This window comes from Sphingomonas sp. MMS12-HWE2-04, assembly GCF_044881185.1.
Lineage (GTDB): Bacteria > Pseudomonadota > Alphaproteobacteria > Sphingomonadales > Sphingomonadaceae > Sphingomonas.
Window position 1 is genome coordinate 1,438,457 of sequence record NZ_CP173254.1, and the last position, 22,490, is coordinate 1,460,946.

At 66.0% G+C, this 22,490-nt stretch carries 14 protein-coding genes and 1 tRNA gene; 8 read left to right on the forward strand and 7 right to left on the reverse strand.

The genetic code is table 11. From position 1 onward, the window contains the following. Positions 1-26: 26 nt before the first annotated feature. The gene (locus AB2M62_RS06445) at positions 27-278 is read right to left on the reverse strand and encodes a response regulator transcription factor (protein ID WP_404338623.1); all 252 of its coding nucleotides are present in this window, start codon (positions 276-278) and stop codon (positions 27-29) included. A 247-nt stretch (positions 279-525) separates the two neighbouring features. On the opposite strand from AB2M62_RS06445, the gene AB2M62_RS06450 reads away from it, so the two are divergent. Together AB2M62_RS06450 and AB2M62_RS06455 are read left to right on the forward strand one after the other, a co-directional pair. Then, positions 526-1,866 (forward strand): GntP family permease, encoded by a 1,341-nt coding sequence (locus tag AB2M62_RS06450; RefSeq protein ID WP_404338625.1) that lies wholly within the window; start codon positions 526-528, stop codon positions 1,864-1,866. A gap of 13 nt (positions 1,867-1,879) precedes the next feature. Continuing rightward, entirely contained in the window at positions 1,880-2,557 is a 678-nt protein-coding gene (locus AB2M62_RS06455) for a FadR/GntR family transcriptional regulator (RefSeq protein ID WP_404338627.1), read from the forward strand. On the opposite strand, the gene AB2M62_RS06460 is transcribed toward AB2M62_RS06455, so the two are convergent. Further along, the gene (locus AB2M62_RS06460) at positions 2,554-3,099 is read right to left on the reverse strand and encodes a gluconokinase (RefSeq protein ID WP_404338629.1); all 546 of its coding nucleotides are present in this window, start codon (positions 3,097-3,099) and stop codon (positions 2,554-2,556) included. The genes AB2M62_RS06455 and AB2M62_RS06460 overlap by 4 nt on opposite strands. A gap of 177 nt (positions 3,100-3,276) precedes the next feature. On the opposite strand from AB2M62_RS06460, the gene AB2M62_RS06465 reads away from it, so the two are divergent. Beyond that, positions 3,277-6,339 (forward strand): glycosyl hydrolase family 28-related protein, encoded by a 3,063-nt coding sequence (locus tag AB2M62_RS06465; RefSeq protein ID WP_404338631.1) that lies wholly within the window; start codon positions 3,277-3,279, stop codon positions 6,337-6,339. 132 nt (positions 6,340-6,471) lie between these two features. Beyond that, a complete protein-coding gene (locus AB2M62_RS06470) occupies positions 6,472-9,483 on the forward strand; it encodes a TonB-dependent receptor plug domain-containing protein (protein ID WP_404338633.1) in 3,012 nt (1,003 codons plus the stop codon). Between the two features lie 141 nt (positions 9,484-9,624). On the opposite strand, the gene uxuA is transcribed toward AB2M62_RS06470, so the two are convergent. Further along, the gene (uxuA, locus tag AB2M62_RS06475; protein WP_404338635.1) at positions 9,625-10,791 is read right to left on the reverse strand and encodes a mannonate dehydratase; all 1,167 of its coding nucleotides are present in this window, start codon (positions 10,789-10,791) and stop codon (positions 9,625-9,627) included. Between the two features lie 17 nt (positions 10,792-10,808). Next, a complete protein-coding gene (locus AB2M62_RS06480) occupies positions 10,809-13,832 on the reverse strand; it encodes a TonB-dependent receptor (RefSeq protein WP_404338637.1) in 3,024 nt (1,007 codons plus the stop codon). Between the two features lie 467 nt (positions 13,833-14,299). Here AB2M62_RS06480 and AB2M62_RS06485 point away from each other — a divergent pair, with 467 nt between their 5' ends. Genes AB2M62_RS06485 through AB2M62_RS06500 form a run of 4 tightly spaced genes read left to right on the forward strand, consistent with a single transcriptional unit; the run spans position 14,300 to position 19,114 of the window. Continuing rightward, the gene (locus AB2M62_RS06485; protein ID WP_404338639.1) at positions 14,300-15,697 is read left to right on the forward strand and encodes a DUF1080 domain-containing protein; all 1,398 of its coding nucleotides are present in this window, start codon (positions 14,300-14,302) and stop codon (positions 15,695-15,697) included. Positions 15,698-15,711: 14 nt separating this feature from the next. Then, positions 15,712-17,025 (forward strand): Gfo/Idh/MocA family protein, encoded by a 1,314-nt coding sequence (locus AB2M62_RS06490; RefSeq protein WP_404338641.1) that lies wholly within the window; start codon positions 15,712-15,714, stop codon positions 17,023-17,025. 41 nt (positions 17,026-17,066) lie between these two features. Then, on the forward strand, positions 17,067-17,858 hold the full coding sequence (locus tag AB2M62_RS06495; RefSeq protein ID WP_404338643.1) for an FAD:protein FMN transferase: 792 nt from the start codon (positions 17,067-17,069) through the stop codon (positions 17,856-17,858). Next, a complete protein-coding gene (locus AB2M62_RS06500) occupies positions 17,855-19,114 on the forward strand; it encodes a Gfo/Idh/MocA family protein (protein WP_404338645.1) in 1,260 nt (419 codons plus the stop codon). The genes AB2M62_RS06495 and AB2M62_RS06500 overlap by 4 nt, the downstream gene beginning before the upstream one ends. Positions 19,115-19,156: 42 nt before the next feature. On the opposite strand, the gene AB2M62_RS06505 is transcribed toward AB2M62_RS06500, so the two are convergent. From AB2M62_RS06505 to mrdA, 3 genes are all read right to left on the reverse strand, one after another. After that, a tRNA-Lys gene (locus AB2M62_RS06505) sits at positions 19,157-19,232 on the reverse strand. 102 nt (positions 19,233-19,334) lie between these two features. Then, positions 19,335-20,456, reverse strand: a complete 1,122-nt coding sequence (gene rodA, locus AB2M62_RS06510) for a rod shape-determining protein RodA (protein WP_404338647.1) — start codon at positions 20,454-20,456, stop codon at positions 19,335-19,337. Continuing rightward, positions 20,453-22,489: a penicillin-binding protein 2 gene (gene mrdA / locus AB2M62_RS06515; RefSeq protein WP_404338649.1), complete on the reverse strand. Its 2,037-nt coding sequence runs from the start codon at positions 22,487-22,489 to the stop codon at positions 20,453-20,455. Before mrdA ends, rodA begins: the two co-directional genes overlap by 4 nt. Position 22,490 lies beyond the last annotated feature (1 nt).

A 22,490-nucleotide genomic window follows, 5' to 3' on the forward strand; every position in this document is an offset into this window, starting at 1 on the left:
CGGCCGCCATTCCCGGCCAGGCGAAGTCAGGCGTGGAGCGTGAGCGCCTGCGCCGCGAGCGCGACCTGGGTGCGATTGCGCACGTTGAGTTTGCGCATCAGCGCCGTCATGTGCGCCTTCACTGTCGTCTCGGCGATGCCGAGTTCGAACGCGATCTGCTTGTTGAGCTGTCCCGAACGGACGCCGCGCATCACCTTGATCTGTGTCGGCGTCAGGCGCACCGGCGCGCCGGCCTCTGGTGCTGCCGAGTTCTCGCGGGCTTGCTGGTTCCCCTTCATGGCATCCTCACTCCCTTGGGCGCTTTGGCCTGGCGTGGATTGAAGCCTCCACGCATCTTGTCCTACGCTCCGGTTTATCTGGAATCGGTTGGACAGGTTTGGAGTATGTCTCGCATATCTCTGCCGCTGCAAGCCCTTTTCGCTATTCCGGGCGCAGAATTTGTCCTACAGGTATCACTAGAAAAATGGGGAGGATCGAGATGTCCGCAAGGATCGCAGGGCGCGTTCTGCGCCGGCAGGCGCATCGATGATCGGGGCTGACCTGCGGTTGGTGGTCGCCGCCGTGGCGGGGATCGTGCTGGCGATCCTGTTGATCGTCCGCGGGCGTCTGCATCCCTTTCTCGGCCTGTTGTGCGGCGCCTTCGCCGTTGGAATCTTTGCCGGCCTGCCGCTCGGCGACACGGCGAAGGCAGTGCAGAAGGGCGTCGGCGACATCGTCGGCGGGACCGGGCTGGTGGTGGCGCTCGGGCTTTCGCTCGGCGCGATGCTCCATCTCTCGGGCGCGGCGGCATCGCTCGCCACCGGCGCGATGCGGCTGACCGGCCCCAAGGCGGCGCCTTGGGCAACGCTCGGCATCGCGATCGTCATCGGCCTGCCGCTGTTCTTCGAGACCGGGCTGGTGTTGCTGCTGCCGATCGTCGTCGCCGCAGCCCAGGCGATGCCCGACAATGGCGATCGCGACGCTACCAAGCTGCGCCTGATCATGCCGGCGCTGGCCGGGCTCGGCGTCGTCCACGCGCTGGTGCCGCCGCATCCCGGGCCGTTGCTCGCCGTCGAGGCGCTTGGCGCCAATCTCGGCCTCACGATGCTATACGGCATCGCGATTGCCATCCCGATCGCGATCCTGGCCGGCCCGGTGCTGGCGCGGTTTGTCTCGCCCGGCGTAAAGCTGAGCGAGCCGGTGCTGAGCGATCATGCGCTCGATCTGATGCCCCCGCCGCGGCCGGTCTCGCTGTTCATCGTTTTGCTGCCGATCGTGCTGATTGCGGCGGGCGAGCTTGGCAAGCTCGTGCCCGGCCTCGGCGAGGCGCCCTGGCTGGTCGCGGCAAGCAACCCGGTGCTGGCGCTGCTCATCACCAATCTCGTCGCGCTGCCGCTGCTGTTCGGGCGTCGACTAGGCGAGGCGGCGATCCAGGACGCCGTATGGTTCGAAACGATGGGCGCTGCGGGCGCGATCCTGCTGGCGATCGGCGCCGGCGGCGCGCTCAAGCAGGTGCTGGTCACCGCCGGCCTCTCCGATCTGCTGGCGCGGGTCGTGATGCTGTACCCGATCTCGCCGCTGCTGCTCGGCTGGCTGGTCGCCGTCGCGATCCGGCTCGCGGCGGGTTCTGCGACGGTCGCGACGATCACGGCGGTCGGGATCATGCCCGGCGTCGTGGCCGCCTCGGGCGTGTCGCCCGAACTGGTGGTGCTGGCGATTGGTGCGGGATCGGTGTTCTTCAGCCATGTCAACGATCCCGGCTTCTGGCTGGTCAAGGGCTATGTCGGCACGAGTACGGCCGACACTTTCCGGACCTGGTCGATGCTCGAGACCGTGATATCGGTGGCCGGACTCGCCCTGGTCGTGGCGCTCAGCTACGTCGTCTGATCGGGAGGGCGTGGTGCAGGAAGGCAGGCTGGCGGATCGCGCCTACACCGCGATCGTGCAGATCATCAACGAGGACGGCCTGGCGACCGGCGATCGGCTGCCGTCCGAGGCGCGGCTGGCGGAGACCTTCGGCATGTCGCGCACGATCGTCCGCGAGGCGCTGGTCCGGCTCGCGGCCGACGGCATCACCGAGGCGCGGCGCGGCGCCGGCTCCTATGTCAAGCGGCGCCCGTCCGAGCGGTTGGGCTCGCACGTGCCGTTGGATCATCTCGCCGCGGCTTTGGGCACCTATGAGGTCCGCTTCGTCGTCGAGGCCGAGGCCGCACGCCTTGCGGCGCAGCGCCGCTCGCACGCGCAGATGGAGTCGATCGAGGCGGCGCTCGCCGGGCTGCGGCGCGCGCTGCTGTCTAGCGAGCCGGCGCATGACGAGGATTGGGTGCTGCACCGCTCGATTGCCGAGGCGACGGGCAACGGCGCCTTCGTCACGATCTTCGAATGCCTGCGCGACGAAGTCATGCGCATCTTGCGGGCCGGCGTGGACATTTCCCGTTCGCGGCCGCCCGAGGTCATAGACGCGATGATGGGGGAGCATGATGCGATCGTCGATGCGATCCGCGCGCAGGATGCCGACGGCGCCGCGCTGGCGATGCGCTGGCACCTGTCGCAGGGCCGCAAGCGGCTGATGCCCTAACGCGCTGCCGCGATCGCGCCGCGCCGCGCCCAGGCGAGCACTTCGCGGCTGAGATCCTCGATCGGGCGATAGCAATGCAGCGCCAGTGCGCGCTCGTCCGGGCCGGGCCGCTCCAGCGTCGCGAACTGGCTGTCGAGCAGGCTGGGCGGCATATAATGGTTTGCCCGCGCGGCGAGGTGCGCGGCGATTTCGTCGCGCTCGCCGTCGAGCAACACGAACAGCAGCGGCACGCCGGCCGCCTGCTCTAGCCGCGCGCGATAGCTATGCTTGAGCGCCGAGCAGGCGGCGACTGCGACACCGTTGTCAGTTGCAGCCACGCCGATAGCCGCGCCGAGCCGATCGAGCCAGGGCCAGCGGTCGGCATCGTTCAGCGGCTGTCCGGCGCGCATCTTCGCGATGCTGGTGGCGGCATGATAGTCGTCGCCCTCAAAGGCAGGGCAGGCCAACTGCGCGGCAAGATGCGCGACCAGCGTCGATTTGCCGCAGCCGCTTACGCCCATCGCGACGATCGCGCAGGGCAGCCTATTCTCCTGAGCTTGCACCAGCGGATACCCTTTCGTCACGCAACAGCACGCGGGGGCCCGGCCCACGCGTCGAAAGTCGATGCTATCCAGCGCGCACGGGGCTTTGACCACCGCGACCTTTGTCGCGGTCGCTGGCATATCGGCCTGCGCTTATGCGAGCATGGTGCGAACGATAAGAGCAGAGGGAGAGGCATGATGGCCAGGGCAGCGAGCATCACTGCAGGATTTGCGCTCGCGACCGTGCCGCTCGCGGTGTCGGCACATGCGCAACCGGCACGCTCGGGCTCGATCTACGCCACCGCACCGAACGACTCCCGCGCGGTCACCGTGAAGGCGCGTGGCGATGGCGTGGCCGACGACAGCGCCGCGATCCAGGCGGCAATCGATGCCGCGGCGGCCAAGCCGGGCGGCGGCATCGTGTTTCTCCCCTCGGGACGCCATCGCATCACCCGCACGCTCTATATGTGGCCGGGCGTGCGGCTGTTCGGCATCGGCAAGGCCCGCCCGGTCTTTCTGCTCGCGCCGTCGACCCCCGGCTTCCAGCGCGGCGTCGGCAGCATGATCTTCTTCACCGGAAACCAGCCGGGCGGCGCGGCGCCCGGTCCGGGCGGAGTGCCGCTCGCCGCCGTGGTCCCGGTACCGCCGCCGACCAGCGTGCCGTTCGATCCCAACATTGCCGATGCCAATTCGGGTACCTTCTATTCGGCACTGGCCAATGTCGATTTCGAGATCGGCGCGGGCAACCCGGCGGCGACCGCGGTGCGCTTCCACACGGCGCAGCACGCCTATCTCGCGCATATCGACTTCCGCCTGGGCTCGGCGCTGGCCGGCATCTACCAGGTCGGCAATATCGGGTTCGACCTGCGCTTCCACGGCGGGCGCTACGGCATCCTGACCGAGAAGACCTCGCCGGCCTGGCAATATACTTTGCTCGATTCGGTCTTCGACGGCCAGCGCGACGCCGCGATCCGCGAGCATGAGGCGGGGCTGACGCTGGTCAACACCGTGCTGCGCAACGTGCCCGTCGGAATCGAGATCGACCGCGGCTATGGCGACTGGCTGTGGGGCAAGGACGTCCGCTTCGAGAATGTCTCGCAGGCCGGGGTGGTCATCAGCAACGAAGGCAATGCCTACACCCAGATCGGCGTCGACAATGCCGTGGCGAGTGGCACCCCGGTGTTCGCGCGCTTCCGCGACAGCGGCAAGACCGTGGCCGGCCCGGCGCCGCGCTATCGCGTCAAGGAATTCACCTATGGGTTGACGCTCGCGGGCCTCGGTCAGCCGGGCCGTTTCGCGACGCGCATGGATGCGGCGGCCGTGACCGCGCTGCCGCGCCGCCGCGATCCTGCCCTTCGCGGCGTTCCGGCGGTCGCGACCTGGGCCAATGTCCGCACCTTGGGCGCCAAGGGCGACAATGCGACCGACGACACCGCCGCGCTCCAGCGCGCGATCGATACGCACCGTGTGCTCTATTTCCCCTCGGGCTTCTACCGCGTCAGCGACACGCTCAAGCTCCGCCCGGACAGCGTACTGATCGGGCTGCATCCCAGTCTCACCCAGATCGTGCTGGCCGACGACACGCCCGCCTATCGCGGCGTGGGCCCGGCCAAGGCGCTGATCGAAAGCGCGCGGGGCGGCGCCGCGATCGTCTCCGGCCTCGGCCTGTTCACCGGCGGCATCAACCCGCGCGCGACGGGGCTGTTGTGGCGCGCCGGCGAGGCGTCGCTGGTCGACGACGTCAAGTTCCAGGGCGGCCATGGCACCAACCTCGCCGATGGCAGCCGCTTCGATCCCTATAACGCCAATCACACCGCCGATGCCGATCCGAAGAAGCGCTGGGACGGCCAATATCCCAGCCTGTGGGTCACCGACGGCGGCGGCGGGACGTTCAACGGCGTGTGGACGCCGAACACCTATGCCCAGGCAGGGCTCTATGTCTCGGACACCGCCACGCCGGGCCATGTCTACCAGATCTCGGCCGAGCATCACCTGCGCGCAGAGATCGTGCTCGATCGCGTGCGCAACTGGGAATTCCTCGCGCCCCAAACCGAGGAGGAGGCCGGCGAGAGCCGCACCACGGTGGCGCTGGAGATCCGCAATTCGCGCGATCTGCTGTTCGCCAATTTCCATGGCTATCGCGTCACCCGATCGCTCCAGCCTGCGCCCGCGGCGGTCAAGCTATACGGCTCGACCGGCATCCGTTTCCGCAACGTCCATGTCAACGCCGAGAGCGGTTTCTCGACCTGCGACGACAAGGGCTGCGGCACCTATCTGCGCGCCAGCAAATATCCCTTCGAAAACGCGATCCACGACGTGACGCGCGGCGCCGAGGTTCGCGAGCGCGAATTCGCCGTGCTCGACGTGACCGATGCGCCCGTTGCGGCTGCGACGCCCACGATCGCCCCGGTGCAACGGCTTGCCGATGGCTTTTATGCGCTGGGCGGCGGCGCGGTGGATGCGGCGGGCAAGCTCTATTTCATCGACCGGCAGTTTCACCGCATCCATGGCTGGTCGGAGAAGGAGGGGCTGTCGATCGTCGCCGATGCCCCGCTCGATCCGGTCAACCTCGCCGTCGATCGGTCGGGCAGCCTGATGGTGCTCTCGTCGGACGGTCCCGAGGCGACCGTCTACAGCCTCAAACCGGGCGATCCGCAGGCGGTGCGGCCGATCGCGCCGACGCCCGCCGGCGATCGGCCCGATGCGCGCGTCGCGCTGCCCGGCAGCTTCTGGGACAATGGCGAGTTCCGCGATCAATATGACGCCGCGAGCGAGCATTTTACGACGCTGGCCGAGATGTTCGCGCGCGACATGGCGGCGCCCAAGCCGCGTGAATACGTCTCGCCCGATCGCAGTCTCGTGCTGCCCGCCTATCGCGTATGGCAGCAGGGCCCGACCAACCATCTCGGCTGGCGGTTTTCCGATACGCTCGACACCTATGGCTGGATCACCGGCAAGGTCGGCGAACGCGTCTATCTCGCCAACGGCTCCGAAGACCGGACCTATAGCGGCGTGCTCGGCGCCGGCGGCACGGTGACCGGGCTCAAGCCCTTCGCGACGCGCGGGGGCGAGAGCGTGGCGGCAGGACCCGACGGCCGCGTCTATGTCGCGAACGGCCAGGTCTTCGTCTACGGTGCCGATGGCAGCGACCAGGGCAGGATCGACGTGCCGGAGCGGCCCTTGCAGCTGCTGTTCGGCGGCGACGATGGCCGCACGCTCTTCATCCTTACGCACCATGGGCTCTATTCGGCGCGGCCCTGAACGCTCCGCCCGGCGCATCCCTGCGACCTTGGTCGTATATGCTGCGCCGATCCCGATCCGGTAAGACCATTCCGGCAACGGTGCGGCGCTTCTTCAAAGCGCACGCGCCGAGAACAAGCACCAAGGGGATGGATGATGGGCAATATCGGGTTCGATCGGGGCGCACTGACGGGTCTTCGTGTTACCGCTACCAGTCTGGCGGCGCTCGCCACCGCGCTGGCCGTCACGCCGGCATGGGCACAGACCAGCCCGGCGGTGCCCGAGCCCGCCCCGCAGGAGACACCGGAACCCATCGCCGGGCCGGCACCGGCCGATCAGGAAAAGCCGCAGAGCGATATCGTCGTCACCGGCACGCGCATCCTCGCCAGCGGGTTTAGTGCGCCGACGCCAACCACCGTCATTGGCGAAGAGCAGATCGCAGCCAACGCGCAGCCAAACCTGTTCAACACGATTGCGCAACTGCCGTCGCTGCAAGGCTCGACCGGCACCTCGACGGGGACGTTCAGCACGTCGAGCGGCCAGCAGGGGCTGAGCTCCTTCTCGCTGCGCGGCCTCGGCGCGATCCGCACGCTCACCTTGCTCGACGGTCAGCGCGTCGTCGGCGCGAACGTCACCGGCGTGCCCGACATCAGCATGTTCCCGCAATTGCTGGTCAAGCGCGTCGACGTGGTCAATGGCGGCGCGTCGGCGACCTATGGCTCGGACGCGGTCGGCGGCGTGGTCAACTTCATCACCGACACGCGCTTCACGGGTTTCAAGGCCAACGTCCAGGGCGGCATCACCACCTATGGCGACAATGAGCAGATCCTCGCCCAGGCCGCCTGGGGCACTGCGCTGGCCAACGACAGCCTCCATCTGATCGTCAGCGGGGAATATGCGCACGATGGCGGCGTCGGACCGGGCGATTTCGGAACCGATCTCGCCGGCAAGCGCGATTGGTATCGCGCCTCGACCCTGCTCAACACCGGACAGACCAACAATGGGCTGCCACAGTTCGTCTACAGCGACTATGCGCAGCCCTATCAATATGCGCGCTACGGACTGATCAACAACGGCCCGCTCCAGGGCATCGCGTTCGACGTCAACGGCGCGCCGTATAATTTCAACTATGGGTCGGGCGGGGCGCCGCTCGGCAACGGCCGGGTGTCCAATTGCTATCCGGGAAACAGCTTCTGCGTCGGCGGCGATCTGAGCGGGGCTCCCGGTTCGGGCGCTTCGCTGGTCTCGGTGCTTCAGCGCGTCAACGGCTTTGGCCGGATCGGCTATGACTTCGCGCCGAACAGCGAGATCTATTTCACCGCCAACGTCGCCCAGGTGAAGACCAACAACCAGCCGAGCCCGGGGTACAACCGCCCGAACCTGACCGTGCAATGCGCCAATCCGTTCCTGCCGCAGCTGGTGCGCGATCGCTGCACCACTGCGGGCATCACCAGCTTCAACTTCGGCACGAGCAACGGCGCCTTTCCAGACACGCGAGTTTACACCGACCGCCGCCAATATCGCTTCGTCGGCGGCGTCAAAGGGCAGTTCGGCGTGGGCGGCGGCGACTGGAGCTATGACGCTTATTACGAGCACGGCACCACGATTTCGCACATCGACGTCAACAACATCGTGCTGCAGCCCCGCTATGTCGCCGCTACCAACGCGATCACGCTGAACGGCGCGATCGTCTGCGCCGATCCGGCAGCGCGCGCGCTGGGATGCCAGCCGATCAACGTGTTCGGCGGCTTTGCACCGTCTCAAGCGGCGCTCGATTACGTCATGCCGCGAAATGGGCCGTTCCAGCACACCAAGCTGACCCAGGACGTCGCCAGCATCAACTTCTCGGGCAATCTGTTCGATCTCTGGGCGGGCCCGCTCTCGCTGGCATTCGGCGGCGAATATCGCCATGAATTCTATCGCGTACGCGCGGATCCTTATGGCGCCGGCGTCTCGCAGCTCAGTCCCAACAGTGCCGACTATCCGGCCGATCCGCTGCTCAATTCGGCGCAGGGGACCAACTACGCGGCGGGCAATTACAAGAATGGTGGCGGCGCCTATGACGTCTATGAAGGCTCCGCCGAGTTCAACCTGCCGCTGTTCGACGGCGGTGGCGCGGGCAAGGCGAACCTCAATGGCGCCGCGCGCGTAACGCATTACAGCACCTCCGGCACGGTATGGGCCTGGAAGATTGGCGGCACCTGGGAAACCCCGCTCGACGGCTTCCGGCTGCGCGCGGTGACCTCGCGCGACGTTCGCGCGCCCAATTTGTCCGAGCTGTTCGCCGCGCCGACGGTGACGACCTTGCCGAATTTCGCCAATCCGTTCCCGCCCGCCGGCGGCGTGCAGGCGTTCCAGAACACGATCGGCAATCCCAATCTGAAGCCCGAGATTGCGCGCAATACGGAAGTCGGCGTTGCGCTCGCCAATCCCTCGTGGCTGCCAGGGCTCAGCCTGTCCCTCGATTATTACACGATCAAGCTCGATAGCGTCGTCTCGACCTTGTCGGCCGATCAGATCGTCCGCTTCTGTTTCGAAGGCAATCAGGCTTTCTGCGGTGGCTTCGTGCTCAACAGCCCGGTCCAGGGCGGCAATTTCATCAACGTCCAGCCCTTCAACCTCGCCTCGTGGAAGACCAGCGGGATTGATATCGAAGCAAGCTATCGTTGGGCCCAGCCGCTGGGGCTGCCGGGCAATTTCACGCTTCGCGCACTGGGCACCAATATCCGCGAGTTCATCGTTAAGGCCGGCATCGCCGGCGTCGATCCTGTCGATCAGGCCGGCGCGAACAGCGGCAACACCCCCGATTGGAAGTGGCTGGCGGTCCAGACCTATGACAATGACGCTTTCAGCCTGACGGTGCAGGAGCGCTGGTTCTCGGACGGGGTGTTCGGCAATCAATATGTCGTGTGCAGCACGGGCTGTCCGGCATCGACCGGCAACCATCCGACGATCGACTATAACCGCATGAAGGGTGCCTTCTATGTTGACGTCGGCGGTGCGGTGAACGTCAACAAGGCGATCAGTACCTTTTTCAAGGTCGACAATCTCTTCGATCACGACCCAACGCCCTCGCCCCAGACGAACACCGGCCTCGACGTGAACCCCGCGCTCTACGACACGCTCGGGCGGACCTATCGGATCGGCGTGCGCGCGAAGTTCTGATCGAACGCCCAACGTTCCTCCCTATGGCTTGGGGGAGTCGACGGATACGGTTGCCGATCTCCGGCACCGCGACCGACGACTCCGCCAAGCTACTTTTTGTCTGTCGCGTTGGGTGCGCCGCGATGCCCCGTGGCTGCGGGGTTAGAGGGCGGGCGCGGCATGCGCGATGCCGCGTTCCAGCCCGCGTAGTTCGGCCAGCCCGCGCATCCGGCCTAGCAGCGAATAGCCGGGCAGCGTCTGCTTCGCCAGATCGTCGAGCATCTGATGGCCGTGATCGGGCCGCATCGGGATCGATCGCCCTTCGCGCTGTTGCAGGACATGGATCGCGGCAACGAGCGCCGCCATCCCGGCGTCGCCCTCGAGATGCGCGGCTTCGTGGAACGCGCCGCCGGGCTCGCGCTGAACCGAGCGGAGATGGAGGAAGCCGATCCGCGCGCCGAGCCGTTCGATCATGCCCGGCAGATCGTTGTCGGCGCGCGCGCCGAACGATCCGGCGCAGAAGCACAGCCCGTTCGAACGGTTCGGAACGCGGTGGAACAGCGCGGCGACATCGTCCTCGGTGCTGACCACGCGGGGCAGGCCGAAGAGCGGGAAGGGCGGGTCGTCGGGATGGACCACCAGGCGGATGTCGAGGTCGTCGGCAACCGGGCAGACCGCTTCGAGGAACGCGATATGGTTGGCGCGCAGCGTATCGGCGTCGACGGCGTCGTACTGCGCGAGCGCCTCGCGGAAGCGTTCGGTGGTGAAGGTCTCCTCGCTGCCGGGAAGCCCTGCCAGGATCGTCCGTTCGAGCCGGTCGCGTTCCTCGTGCGACATCGCATGGAAGCGCCGCTCCGCACGATCGAGCACGTCGGGCGCATAGTCGCGCTCGGCCCGCGGTCGTCGCAGCACGTAAAGGTCGTAGGCGGCGACCACTTCGAGCTCGAAACGGAGCGCCAGCGCGCCGTCGGGCATTGGCCAGGCAAGATCGGTGCGCGTCCAGTCGAGCACCGGCATGAAATTATAGGTGACGGTGTGGATGCCGCATGCCGCCAGATTGGCCAGGCTTTGGCGATAGTTCGCGACCAGCATCTCCCAGCCGGGGCCGCGGGTCTTGATCGTCTCGTGCACCGGCAGGCTCTCGACCACGGTCCAGCCGAGGCCCGCCGCCTCGATCTCCCGCCGGCGCGCGCGGATCGCGTCGCGCTCCCAGACATCGCCATTGGCGACGTCGTGGAGCGCGGTCACGACTTCGCTTGCGCCGGCCTGGCGGATCTCGCGCAACCGCACGGGATCCGCCGGGCCGAACCACCGCATCGTCTGGGTCATCCACATCCGCGCCGGCATCAGAACTGGAAGTTGACGGCCAGGGCGTAGGTCCGGCCGAAATAGGAAGTGTATAACGGGTCTTGCCGTGTCGTGTCGGTGTAGAGGTTGTTCTGCTCGTTGGTGATGTTGGACACTTCGGCGATCAGCTTGATGTTCTCGCTGATGTTGTACGAGGCGGAGGCATCGACGAACACCGATTTCGCCGCGCCATTGGCGTCGCTGTCCTGCGGGCCGGGGATGCCGGTGAGATAGGCCGAGCGATAATTCACGGTCGAGCGGATGCTGAAGCGATTGTCCTCGTAATAGAGCGTGCCGCTCGCCGTCTCGGGCGACAGCCCGACGAGCGGCGCGGTGCGGGTGAGCGTCGGCGCGCCGGTGGCCGGATTGGTCTGCAGGATATAGTTGATGTTCGAGCGCACCCGCGTGAAGTTCGCCAGCAGCCCGAAATTCTTGAGCGCGCCGGGCAGGAAGCGGAAGGGCAGCTGCAGGTTCGCCTCGAACCCGCGCAGCGGCCCGCCGGGGGTGTTGTTGCTCCGCGTGACGTTGAACAGCTCGTCGGGAGTCACGCCGGTGCCGGTGCCCGAGAGCAGCGAGTCCGGCAGCCCCAAATTGCGGAACGGCACCAGCTGGTTGGTGTTCTGGATATAGGTGTCGATGTTCTTGAAGAAATAGGCGACCGAGATGAGCGAGCCCGGCGCGAAATACCATTCGAGCGCGGCGTCGAACGTGTCGGCGCGGATCGGATCGAGGAACGGATTGCTGAACGACCCCGTGCGGGTCGCGACGTTGACGCTGCCGCTCGGGATCAGCTGGCCATAGGACGGCCGCGACATCACCCGCGCGACAGAGAGGCGGCCGATCAAGCTCGGGGTGAGGTCGATCGCGACGTTCACCGAAGGCAGCCAATCGTCATAGCTGCGCTCGACCGTGGAGATCACGCCGATCGTCGGGTAGAGCGACCCGGCCGGCGCCGCCGTGGGGATCGTGCCTTCGCTGTGCAGCTCGGTGTGGACATAGCGGACGCCGGCATCGCCGCGGATCGAGATCGGCATCGTATCCTTGGTGTTGAACCGCACCATCAGATAGCCCGAGCTGTATTTCTCGTTCACCCGGCCATAGGAACTGCCGCATTCGATGCCGCAGAACTTGTAGGTGCTGTCGAAGTTGACGGCGCTGCGGAACTTGTCCGGGTCGATCGCGGCGAAGTCCTGCATGTTGCCGCCGAGATTCTTGCCGATCCCGGTGGTCACGAAGGTGATGTCGCGCAGCGACACCCCGGCCGGAAGCGTCAGCGGCAGCCGCTGCGAGGGAATCAGGTCATACTGCCGCTGGGTATAGTCGCCTGTCCGATACTGGCCGCCGACCTGGACGGTGAAGCCCGGAGTCGCTTCCCATTCGGTGTTGAGATCGAAGGTCTTGCTGAGAATCTTGTTGCGGCGATCGAAGTTCGAGATCTGGCCGCGCTGGTTGCCGTCCGGCAGCGGCGGGCCATAGGCGAAGATCGCGGCGTCGGACGGATCGACGCCATAGCGCAGCTTCGGGATCGTCGGATCGTCGCGGAAATCGATCGAGAAATTGTCGGTATCGTTCGAATCCATCGCCACTTGCAGGCGATTGACGTGGAGGATCGAGTCCGAGATGCCAGCCAGGCCATAGACGCGGAAGCTGTCGCTGAAGCGGTGGTCGAAATTGAAGTTCACCTGACGGAAGGTCGAGGTGAAGCGCTCGTCCTGCATCTCGGAGCGCAGGTCGACGCCGTCCCACAGCCCATAGATCAGCGAGCCATTGTCATCGACTTCGATGTCCTTGATCGACATCATCGGCTGGCCATTGTTCGATGCGGTGCGGCCCATCGAGCGCGCATCGAGCATCGTGTCGAGCCGATCGACCTTGAACCGGGCATAATGGCCGTCGATCGAGATGTCGGTGCGGTCGTCGGGCTTCCACTGCAGCGTCAGCGATCCGGCCAGGCGCTCCTGGTTCTGGCTCGATTTGACCGGGCGGGGCAGGCGGGGAAGGAACACGCCGCCGCCGGGCCGACCCGAAACGCCGGTGCGGCTCATGATATAGTCATAAGCCTCCTTGGTGCTGGTCCGCGGATTGCCGGTGCTGCAATTATTAGCGTCGGCGCCCACCGAATTGCCGCTGTTCGAATAGCCCGGCGCCGGGCTGTTCACGGCGACGCCGTTATAGGTGTAGCCGATCGGTGTGCAGTAGGGGAACAGCACGCTGGCGGTGGTGGTCGCGCCCGGCGCGGTGGGCACGGTCTGCGCCTGGCCGGCGACATAGGAGGGCAGGATGTCGACCGCCGAATAGGCAAATTCGTCGATGTGCCGCTTCGAATAGGCGACGCTGCCGAGCACGCCGAAACTATCGCCGAACTTCTTCGAAATCAGCGCCGAGAGCCGCGGATCGGCCTTCTTGCTGATGTCGTTATAGATGCCGCGCGCGGTGCCGGAGAAGACGAAGTCGCCCTTCTGGTCGAAGGGCTTGGGCGCGCGCAGATCGACCGTGGCGCCCAGCGAACCCTCTTCCACGTCGGCGGACGTCGTCTTGCGCACCGATAGCGACGAGAAGATCTCGGTCGGGAACGTCACGAAGTCGAACGATCGGCCGGAGCTGACCCCACCGCGAATGTCGCTGCCGCTGACCTGCGAGACGCCTTCCATCCCGTTGATCCGTACGCGCGTAAATTGCGATCCGAGGCCGCGGACCGAGATGTTGCGGCCCTCGCCGCCATCGCCGCGCGACAGCGCGACGCCGGGGATGCGCTGCATCGATTCGGCAAGGTTGGAATCAGGGAACTTGCCGATGTCTTCAGAGACGATGCTGTCGACCGCGGCGGTTTCCTGCCGCTTGAGGTTCAACGCGCTATTGAGCGAGGCGCGAAAGCCGTTGACGACGATCTCGTCGTCCTGCTGCAGGGCGCTGGGCTGGGGCGCTGCATCGCTGCCGGTGGCTTGCGGGGTCTGGCCGTCCGCGAGGGGAGGCGCTGGTTCGGCGGTCTGGCCCAGGGCGGGCAGCGCCAGCAGAAGGCCCATGGCGCTTGTCGAAATCAGCAGGCGACGCCGGTCGCGGCGGTTGCAGTTCATATCACCCTCTCCCGATGGCCCGGGCGACCTGGGGAGTGCCGCCCGGGACGTTATCTGCCGGCATTGTTTTGTCTCGCCGGCTGCCGGTCAGGTACCATCGCAATGATTACCTGACAATAGTGGCCTGACATGATGCACAGTGTGGCTTGACCGCGCGCATATGGCGATTTCTATACGGAAATGGCAATTTCTCCTGAGCGACGCGGCAATTCCGTCACGATCTCTAAGCGCGGTCTGACTTAGGCGCCGCAAAAATGTCAGACAGGGCTCTTGCGTGTGGCCTGACCACAATTTAGGAAGACGGCAGAAAAAGGCCGTTAGCGGCTGCAATCTGGCGACAACGCCACAGGAGAGCGCCGCGACCTGGGTCGGGGCAGGGGAAAGCCTGGCTCTCATAACAGGGGATGAGGAACGCCATGGCTCGACGGATCGCTTTTCTGACCGCGGCGGCAACGCCGTTGCTGTTCCTGTCGTCGGTGCCGGCGGCGGCGCAGGCCCAGCCGCAATGGCGCGACCTCACGCCCCATGCGGGGCTCGCCGGCTGGCACAGCGCAGGCGGAAAGGCCCGTTTCGACGTGGCGGATGGCGAGCTGATCGGCCGCGCCGCGCCGGGCTCGGCCAACAGCTGGCTGGTGTCCGACGCGCTCTATGGCGATTTCATCCTCGAGTTCGACGCGAAGACCGACAAGATGCTCAATTCGGGCGTGATGATCCGCGGCCAGAGCAGGCCCGAATATCGCGAGGGCGTCGTCCATGGGTATCAGGCCGAGATCGATCCTTCGGCGCGCGGCTGGAGCGGCGGCATCTATGACGAGCAGCGCCGGCAATGGCTTTACACGCTCGGCCGCAACGATGCCGCGCGGCGCGCCTTCCGCTCGGGCGACTGGAATCACTATCGGGTCGAGGCGATCGGCAATCGCCTGCGCACCTTCATAAACGGCGTGCCGGCAGCCGATATTGCCGACGACACCGATGCACGCGGCTTCATCGCGTTCCAGGTCCACGCCATTTCCGATGCCGAAGCCAGCCGGCAGCCCGAAGTGCGATTCCGAAACGTTCGGATCGTCACCGACAAGCCCGCCCGCTTCGCCTCGCGAGCCGTGCCGCTGGAGCAGCAAGGCTGGCTGGCCAATCGGCTGACCGATGCTGAGCGGCGCGCCGGGTGGAAGCTGCTATGGGATGGCAAGACCACGAACGGGTGGCGCAGCGCCAAGGCGGCGGACTTCCCGAAAAAAGGTTGGTCGATCCGCGACGGCATCCTTTCGGTCGATGGCGCGAATGGCGCCGAATCGACCAATGGCGGCGATATCATCACCACGCGCAACTATCGCAATTTCGAGCTCTCGGTCGACTTCCGGCTCACCCCCGGCGCGAACAGCGGGATCAAATATTTCGTCGATCCCAATCTGCTCAAGGGCGAAGGCTCGGCGATCGGGCTCGAATTCCAGCTGCTCGACGACGCGCGCCATCCCGATGCCAAGCTGGGCCGCGACGGCAATCGCACGCTGGGATCGCTCTACGACATGATCACGGCGCGCAACCTGTCCGACCCCGATAGCCCGAACAAGCGGTTCAACCCGCCCGGCGAGTGGAACCGTGCGGTGATCGTGGTGCGGGGCCGGCACGTCGAGCATTGGCTCAACGGCTTCAAGGTCGTCGAATATGAGCGCGGATCGCCCGAATATCGCGCGCTGGTGGCGCAGAGCAAATACGCGAAATGGCCGAACTTCGGCGAGTGGGAGACGGGGCCGATCCTGCTGCAGGATCATGGCAACCATGTCGATTTCCGCTCGATCAAGCTGCGCGCGTTGTGAAAGGGACCGGATCGATGCTGAACCGCCGGACGATGATCAAGGGCGCGGGGGCGACGCTGGGCATGGCGATGAGCGCGCGCAGCTATGCCCGGATCAAGGGGGCGAATGATCGTCTGCGCGTGGCGGTGGTCGGCGTGAACGGCCGCGGCCAGGCGCATATGAGCGCGTTCACCAAACTGCCGAACGTCGCCGTCACCCATCTGGTCGACTGCAACTCGCAGATATTGGCGAGGCGCGCGGGCGAGTTCACGGCCAAGGGCAATCCGGCGCCGCAGGCGGTGCACGACTATCGCCGGATGCTTGACAGCAAGGCGGTCGACATCGTCACCGTCGCGACTCCGGATCATTGGCATGCCAAGCTGGCCATCGACGCGATGGATGCGGGCAAGCATGTCTATCTCGAAAAGCCGATCGGTATGGTCCCGGCCGAGGGCGAGGCGCTGATCGCCGGGCAGAAGCGCACCGGGCGCAAGCTGCAAGTGGGCAACCAGCAACGCTCGAGCGCCGAGACGCAGCAACTCATTCAATTGGTCAAGGCAGGCGAGCTCGGCACCATTTACGAGGCGCAGACCTGGTATGCGAACAACCGCGTGTCGATCGGGCGCGGTCAAGAAGTCGCGCCGCCGGCCCATCTCGACTGGGACCTGTGGCAAGGGCCACGACCGCGCGGGCCGTATCGCTCCAATCTCGTGCCGTACAACTGGCACTGGTTCTGGAAGTACGGGACCGGCGAGACCTGCAACAACGCGATGCACGAGCTCGATGTGGCGCGCTGGGCGATGGGCCTGGAGTTTCCGGAAAAGGTTACCGCGCGGGGATCGCGCCAATTCTTCCGCGGCGACGACTGGGAGATGTACGACACGCTGGGGCTCGACCTTGCCTATGCCGATGGGCGGACGATCCGCTGGGACGGCAACAGCTGCAACGGGATGCTGCGCTACGGGCGCGGCCGCGGGGTGCTGCTGCTGGGGACAAAGGGTTCGGCGGTGGTCGATCGCAACGGCTATGAACTGTTCGACCTCGCCGGCAAATTACTTCGCGAAGTAAAGGCGGCGGCGTCCTCGGAGACCACCGGCACGGTGGGCGAGGGGGCGCTCGACGTCTATCATGCCGGCAATTTGGTCGATGTGATCCGCGGCAAGGCGAGCGCGCTCGCCTCGCCGATCCGCGAGGGCCATATCAGCACCACGCTCTGCCATCTCGGCAACATCGCCTATCGCACCGGCGCGGTCTTGACCCTCGACGGCGCTACCGGCAGGCCTTCGAGTCCTGAGGCGATGAAATTATGGTCGGCCGATTACGAGCCCGGCTGGGAGGTGAAGGCCTGACGCGCGCTGCCATCACGACGCATGTCGAGCGCTTCGCGGCGATGGGCACGCGGATCGAGCTGCATCTGTTCGGGGCGCTCGACGGCGACGCCGTGAGCGAAGCGCGGCGCGCGATCGAGGCCGTCGACGATGCGCTGACCATCCATCGCCCCTCGGCCACGACCGGGCTCAACGCCTGCCTGATGGCGGGGCGCGAGGCCATAGTCACCGATCCCGTGCTGTTCGATGCATTGGTGGAGATCGAGGCGGGCTGGGGCCTGTCGCTAGGGCTGTTCGATCCTGCGGCCGACGCGCGCAGCAGGGCGGGGTGGCCGGCGATCGTCTTTGATCGCGAGGCGGGCAGCATCCGGGCGTCGTCGCCGGTCGCGCTGGATTTCGGTGGCTTCGGCAAGGGCTTCGCGCTCGACCGGGCATGTGCGGCCCTTCGGCAAGCGGGCGTCCGCTCGGCGCTGCTTTCGGCAGGCGAGAGTTCGATCGCGGTGGTTGGCGAACACCCGCTGGGTGGCGGCTGGCCGTTCGTGATCCCGCATCCGCTGCAGCCTGGGAAAGACCTTGTCGCGCTCGACTTGCAAGACGAGGCGCTGTCGATTTCCTCGACGGTCGGCGCCGGCACCCATGCGCCGGATCGTGCCGCGATGATCCGGCCGGGGGATGGCGTGGTCGTAACCGACCCGCGCTCGGCAATTGTCGTGGACCACAGCGGCGCCCGCGCCGAGATGCTGAGCACGGCGTTGCTCGTCGCCGACGCCGCTCGGGCCGACCATTTGTTGGAAGCGCATCAGGCACGCCGCTTCCTGTTTGATTTCACGCATATTGGGGTCGTTGCAGCATGATCGACAAGGATTTTGACCGTACGCGCCGTGCGTTTCTCGATCAGGTGCTCAAGGTCTCGGCCGGGCTGGGCATGGCGACCGCTGCGCCCTGGGCCGCTGCTGCCGGGGTCGAGCCGGTGGGCAGCGATCGCGTGCGGCTCGGCGTGATCGGCACGGGGGATCGTGGTCGCACGCTGATCCGCAACATCCTCAAGACGCGCAACTGCACGATCACGGCGCTCTGCGACGATTACGCGCCCCATCTGGCGAAGGGGCGGGCGCTGGTCGACCCGGCGGTCCCGGCCTTTGCCGATCATCGCGCGATGCTGGACGCCGGCGGGATCGACGCCGTCGTCATCGCGACGCCGCTCCACGTCCATGCGCGCCACAGCTTCGACGCGTTCGATGCCGGGCTCCATGTCTGGTGCGAAAAGGCGATGGCGCGGACGATCCCAGACTGCACCGCGATGGTAAAGCGCGCGCAAGACCGCCGAAAAGTGCTGCAAATCGGTCACCAGCGCATGTTCAACCCCACCTATCTCAATGCATTTCGTCGAGTAAAAGCCGGCGAAATCGGCCCCCTCACCCAGATCCGCGCGAGCTGGCATCGCAACAACAGCTGGCGCCGCCCGGTTCCCGCCGACAGCAATGATCGTCGAATCAACTGGCGCCTCTATCGCGAAAGCTCGGCCGGGCTGATGACCGAGCTTGCCACCCACCAGCTTCAGATCGCCAACTGGTTTCTCGACGCGCCGCCGACGCGCGTGATCGGATCGGGCAGCATCAGCTTTTGGAAAGACGGCCGCGAAGTCTACGATCACGTCGCGCTGGTCTACGACTATGCCGATGGCAAGAAGGTCGTCTGGACCTCGCTGCTCAACAACGCGCGTTACGGCTGCGAGGAACAGATCCAGGGCAGCAAGGGCACGATTGAGCCCGAGCTGGGCCGGATCTTCAAGGAGAACCCGCCCGGGGTGCCCGCATTACGGCAGATGGCGCAGGACGTGAAGGACGGCCGCAAGCGCCCGGTGCCGATCGGCGGCGCGACCTGGTTTCCCGAACTACCCGTGACAACCCCCGGGGAATCGCTCGGCTGGGGCGAATATGACGAGACGATGCTGCAGTTCGAAGCCTTCGGCGAGGCGGTGCGCAGCGGCACGCCGGTTCCCGGGATGCTGCGCCAAGCCTATTGGGCAAGTGTAGCCTCGTTACTGGGCGAACAGGCGATGGACGGCAATCGGGCAGTCGACTGGCCGTCGTCGCTTATCCGCGTGTAGCGGATTGGTGGCGACTCAAGTCGTACTGAGGCACTGAAAAAATGGTGGACGCACTTGGGCTCGAACCAAGGACCCGCTGATTAAGAGTCAGCTGCTCTACCAACTGAGCTATGCGTCCATTCCGGGTTGAAGTGGCGCCTTGGTGAGTGCGCCGCCGCATTGGAGGGGCGCCTTTAGCGTCCGGCTTCGCAGCTTGTAAACCCCAAAATCGCGAAAAATTTCACCAGCGCTGCACGCGCCGGCTCTCGCGGTCGATCGCCATCAGGATGCCGAAGCAGATCATGATCGTCATCACCGCAGTACCGCCGAAACTGATCAGCGGCAGCGGCACCCCGACGACCGGTGCCAGCCCCATCACCATCGCCATGTTGATCGAGGCATAGAGGAAGATCGTTCCCGAAAGCCCGGCGGCGGTGAGCCGTCCGAATTGGCTCTTGGCGCGCATGCTGACGCTAATGCCCCAGCCAATCAGGCAGGCAAAGGCGCCGATCAGGAACAGGCCGCCCATCAGGCCCCATTCTTCCATCATCGTCGCCAGCGCGAAATCGGTATGGCCTTCCGGCAGATAATCGAGATGGCTCTGGGTACCTTGCAGGAAGCCCTTGCCGAACACCCCGCCTGAACCGATCGCGATCTTCGACTGGCTGATGTGATAGCCGGTGCCGAGCGGATCGCTCTCGGGGTCCATGAAAATCAGCACGCGGTTGCGCTGATAGTCGTGCAGCACGAAATTGACGGCAAGCGGCGCGGTCACTGCGAGCGCCAGCGCGCCGCCGATGAAGAGCCGCAGCGGCAAGCCGGCGAGGAACATCACCATCACCCCGCAGCCTGCGATCATCAGCGCGGTGCCGAGGTCGGGCTGGAGCATCACCAGCGCCGCGGGAACGCCGATCAGCATGCAGCCGGGCCAGAGCGCGCCGAACTTTCTGATCTCGCCCGCGGGCAGGATCTCGTAGAAGCGCGCGAGGGCAAGCACGATCACCGGCTTCATCAGCTCGGAGGGTTGGAGGCGGATGAAGCCAAGGTCGAGCCAGCGCTGGCTGCCGCCGGCGACAGCGCCGAGCGCCTCGACGCCGACCAGCATCAGCACGATGACGCCATAGGCCGGGAACGCGCCGGCCGCCCAGAAGCGCTCGGGGATGCGCGACAGCGCGATGGCCATGCCGAGGAAGACGAAGAAGCGGATGCCCTGGTTCATCGCCCAGGGCTGCACATGTCCGCTCGCCGCCGAATAGAGCACGACAAGGCCGAAGCTGCCGATCGCGATCACCAGCGCGATGATGCGCCAGGGAAGCTGGGCGAGCGGCTGGGGAACGATGCCGGAAGGGCGGACACTGCTCATTGCGAGGGCTCGGCGCTGCCGCGTTCGGCGGCGCTGGGATCGACGGTGTTGCTGGTGATCGCGTTGGCCGCCTCCGAGGCGACCGTACTCGCGGCCTCCGCCGTGTCTTCGGGCGTGGGCGGAGGCGGCACGTCCTGCGCCGCCTTGAGCGCATCGGCCTGTGCCTTCATCCGCGCCGTATAATCGCCGCCCCAGGTCGGCTCGATCTCGTGGAGCGTATCGATCGCCCGCTTGCGATCGAAGAGGAAGGTCATGATGTCGCGTCCGATCATCGGCGTATCGAGGTTGCGGATCGTGTGACCGTTATGCTCGAGCACGATCGCCGCGGCATATTTGGGATTTTCGGCCGGCGCGAAGCAGACCAGCAGCGCGTGATCGCGCAGCTTGAACGGCAGGGAAGCGTTCTTGAGCACGCCCGAACGCCGTTCGGCCATGGTGATCCGGCGGACCTGCGCTGTGCCGGTCTTGCCGGCGAGCGTCACTCCCGGGATCTGCATCCGCGCAGCGCCACCCGTGCCGCCGGCATTGATCACGCCGAACATCGCATCGCGGACGATCGCCAGTTGCTCCGGGGTAGCAGCGAGCGGCGGGGCAGGCTGCTGCGGCCCGCCCATGACAAGCCGCGGCACCAATTCGCGTCCCGAGGCGATGCGGCTGGCCATCACCGCGAGTTGGAGCGGATTGGCGAGCACATAGCCTTGGCCGATCGAGGCGTTGAGCGAATCCGCTACACTCCATTTCGACTTGTAGCGACGGAGCTTCCAGGCGCTGTCGGGGACGGTGCCATAGCGCTGGGTGCTGAAGGGCAGGTCGAACTTCTGGCCGAGGCCCATCGCGCGGGCGATCGGCGCGATTGCGTCATACCCGACGCGGCGCACCATCTCGTAGAAATAGATGTCGCAGCTCTGCATGATCGCGTTGCGCAGATCGAGCGGACCATGGCCGCCGCGCTTGTGACAGTGGAATACGCCGTTGCCGACGCGCATCGCGCCCGAACACACCACCCGCGCATGCGGATCGACGCCGGCATGCATCAGCGCCAGCCCGTTCATCGGCTTGACCGTCGATCCCGGCGGGTAGAGGCCCTGGAGCACCTTGTTCATCAAGGGGACGTGATCGTCCTCGGAAAGCATCTTCCATTCGCTCTGGCTGATGCCGTCGGAGAAGCTGTTGGGATCGTATGCCGGCATCGAGACCATCGCGAGGATGTCGCCATTGGCCACGTCGATCACTACCGCCGAGCCTGAGTTCGTGCCGAGCCGACGCGCAACATATTCCTGGAGCAACGCGTCGATCGTCAGCTTTACGTTCTTCCCGGGCTCGTCGGGACGCGTTTCGAGCTCACGGACCAGGCGGCCGTGCGCAGTGACCTCGACGCGCTTGGCGCCAGCCTTGCCGCGCAGTTCGGGCTCGAGCGACTTTTCCAGACCATCCTTGCCTAGCTTGAAGCCAGGCGTGACGAGCAGGGGGTCCTTGTCCTTCTTATATTGCTCAGCTGAGGCGGCCCCGACATAGCCGATCAGATGGCCGACGCCGGCGCCCAGCGGATAGCTGCGCGCGAAGCCGCGCGTCGGTGCGACGCCGGGCAATTCGGGCAGGCGCACGCTCACCGCAGCGAAGCGGTCCCAATCGAGATTCTCCATCACCTGGACCGGCTGGAAGCCGGAGGCGCGCTTCAGGTCGGTCTGGATCCGCGCCATGTCCTCTGGCGTGAGGCTGAGGATCTGCTGCAGCGTCGCGAGCACCTTTTCGCGATTTTCGAGCCGATCGGGAATGATGTCGACGCGAAAGTCGGTGCGGTTGTGCGCCAGTGGAATGTTGTTGCGATCGATGATCCAGCCGCGCCGCGGCGGCACCGAGGTCACGTTGACGCGGTTGCTTTCCGCCATCACCCGGTAGCGTTCGTTCTCGAACACGGCGAGCCAGGTCATCCGCCCGGCCAGGACCAGCGCGACGGCGCCCTGGGCCGCGCCTAGGGTCACCGCGCGGCGCGAGAAGCTATAGGCCTGAGCCGCTTCGGTGACGCGGACCATC

Bases quoted from the DNA above. Each gene is read 5' to 3' on its own strand.
- rodA (WP_404338647.1), bottom strand. From the start codon at position 20,456: ATGAGCAGTGTCCGCCCTTCCGGCATCGTTCCCCAGCCGCTCGCCCAG.
- AB2M62_RS06470 (WP_404338633.1), top strand. From the start codon at position 6,472: ATGATGGGCAATATCGGGTTCGATCGGGGCGCACTGACGGGTCTTCGT.
- AB2M62_RS06445 (WP_404338623.1), bottom strand. From the start codon at position 278: ATGAAGGGGAACCAGCAAGCCCGCGAGAACTCGGCAGCACCAGAGGCC.
- AB2M62_RS06485 (WP_404338639.1), top strand. From the start codon at position 14,300: ATGGCTCGACGGATCGCTTTTCTGACCGCGGCGGCAACGCCGTTGCTG.
- uxuA (WP_404338635.1), bottom strand. From the start codon at position 10,791: ATGACCCAGACGATGCGGTGGTTCGGCCCGGCGGATCCCGTGCGGTTG.
- AB2M62_RS06490 (WP_404338641.1), top strand. From the start codon at position 15,712: ATGCTGAACCGCCGGACGATGATCAAGGGCGCGGGGGCGACGCTGGGC.
- AB2M62_RS06495 (WP_404338643.1), top strand. From the start codon at position 17,067: ATGGGCACGCGGATCGAGCTGCATCTGTTCGGGGCGCTCGACGGCGAC.
- AB2M62_RS06450 (WP_404338625.1), top strand. From the start codon at position 526: ATGATCGGGGCTGACCTGCGGTTGGTGGTCGCCGCCGTGGCGGGGATC.
- AB2M62_RS06480 (WP_404338637.1), bottom strand. From the start codon at position 13,832: ATGGGCCTTCTGCTGGCGCTGCCCGCCCTGGGCCAGACCGCCGAACCA.
- AB2M62_RS06465 (WP_404338631.1), top strand. From the start codon at position 3,277: ATGGCCAGGGCAGCGAGCATCACTGCAGGATTTGCGCTCGCGACCGTG.
- AB2M62_RS06500 (WP_404338645.1), top strand. From the start codon at position 17,855: ATGATCGACAAGGATTTTGACCGTACGCGCCGTGCGTTTCTCGATCAG.
- mrdA (WP_404338649.1), bottom strand. From the start codon at position 22,489: ATGGTCCGCGTCACCGAAGCGGCTCAGGCCTATAGCTTCTCGCGCCGC.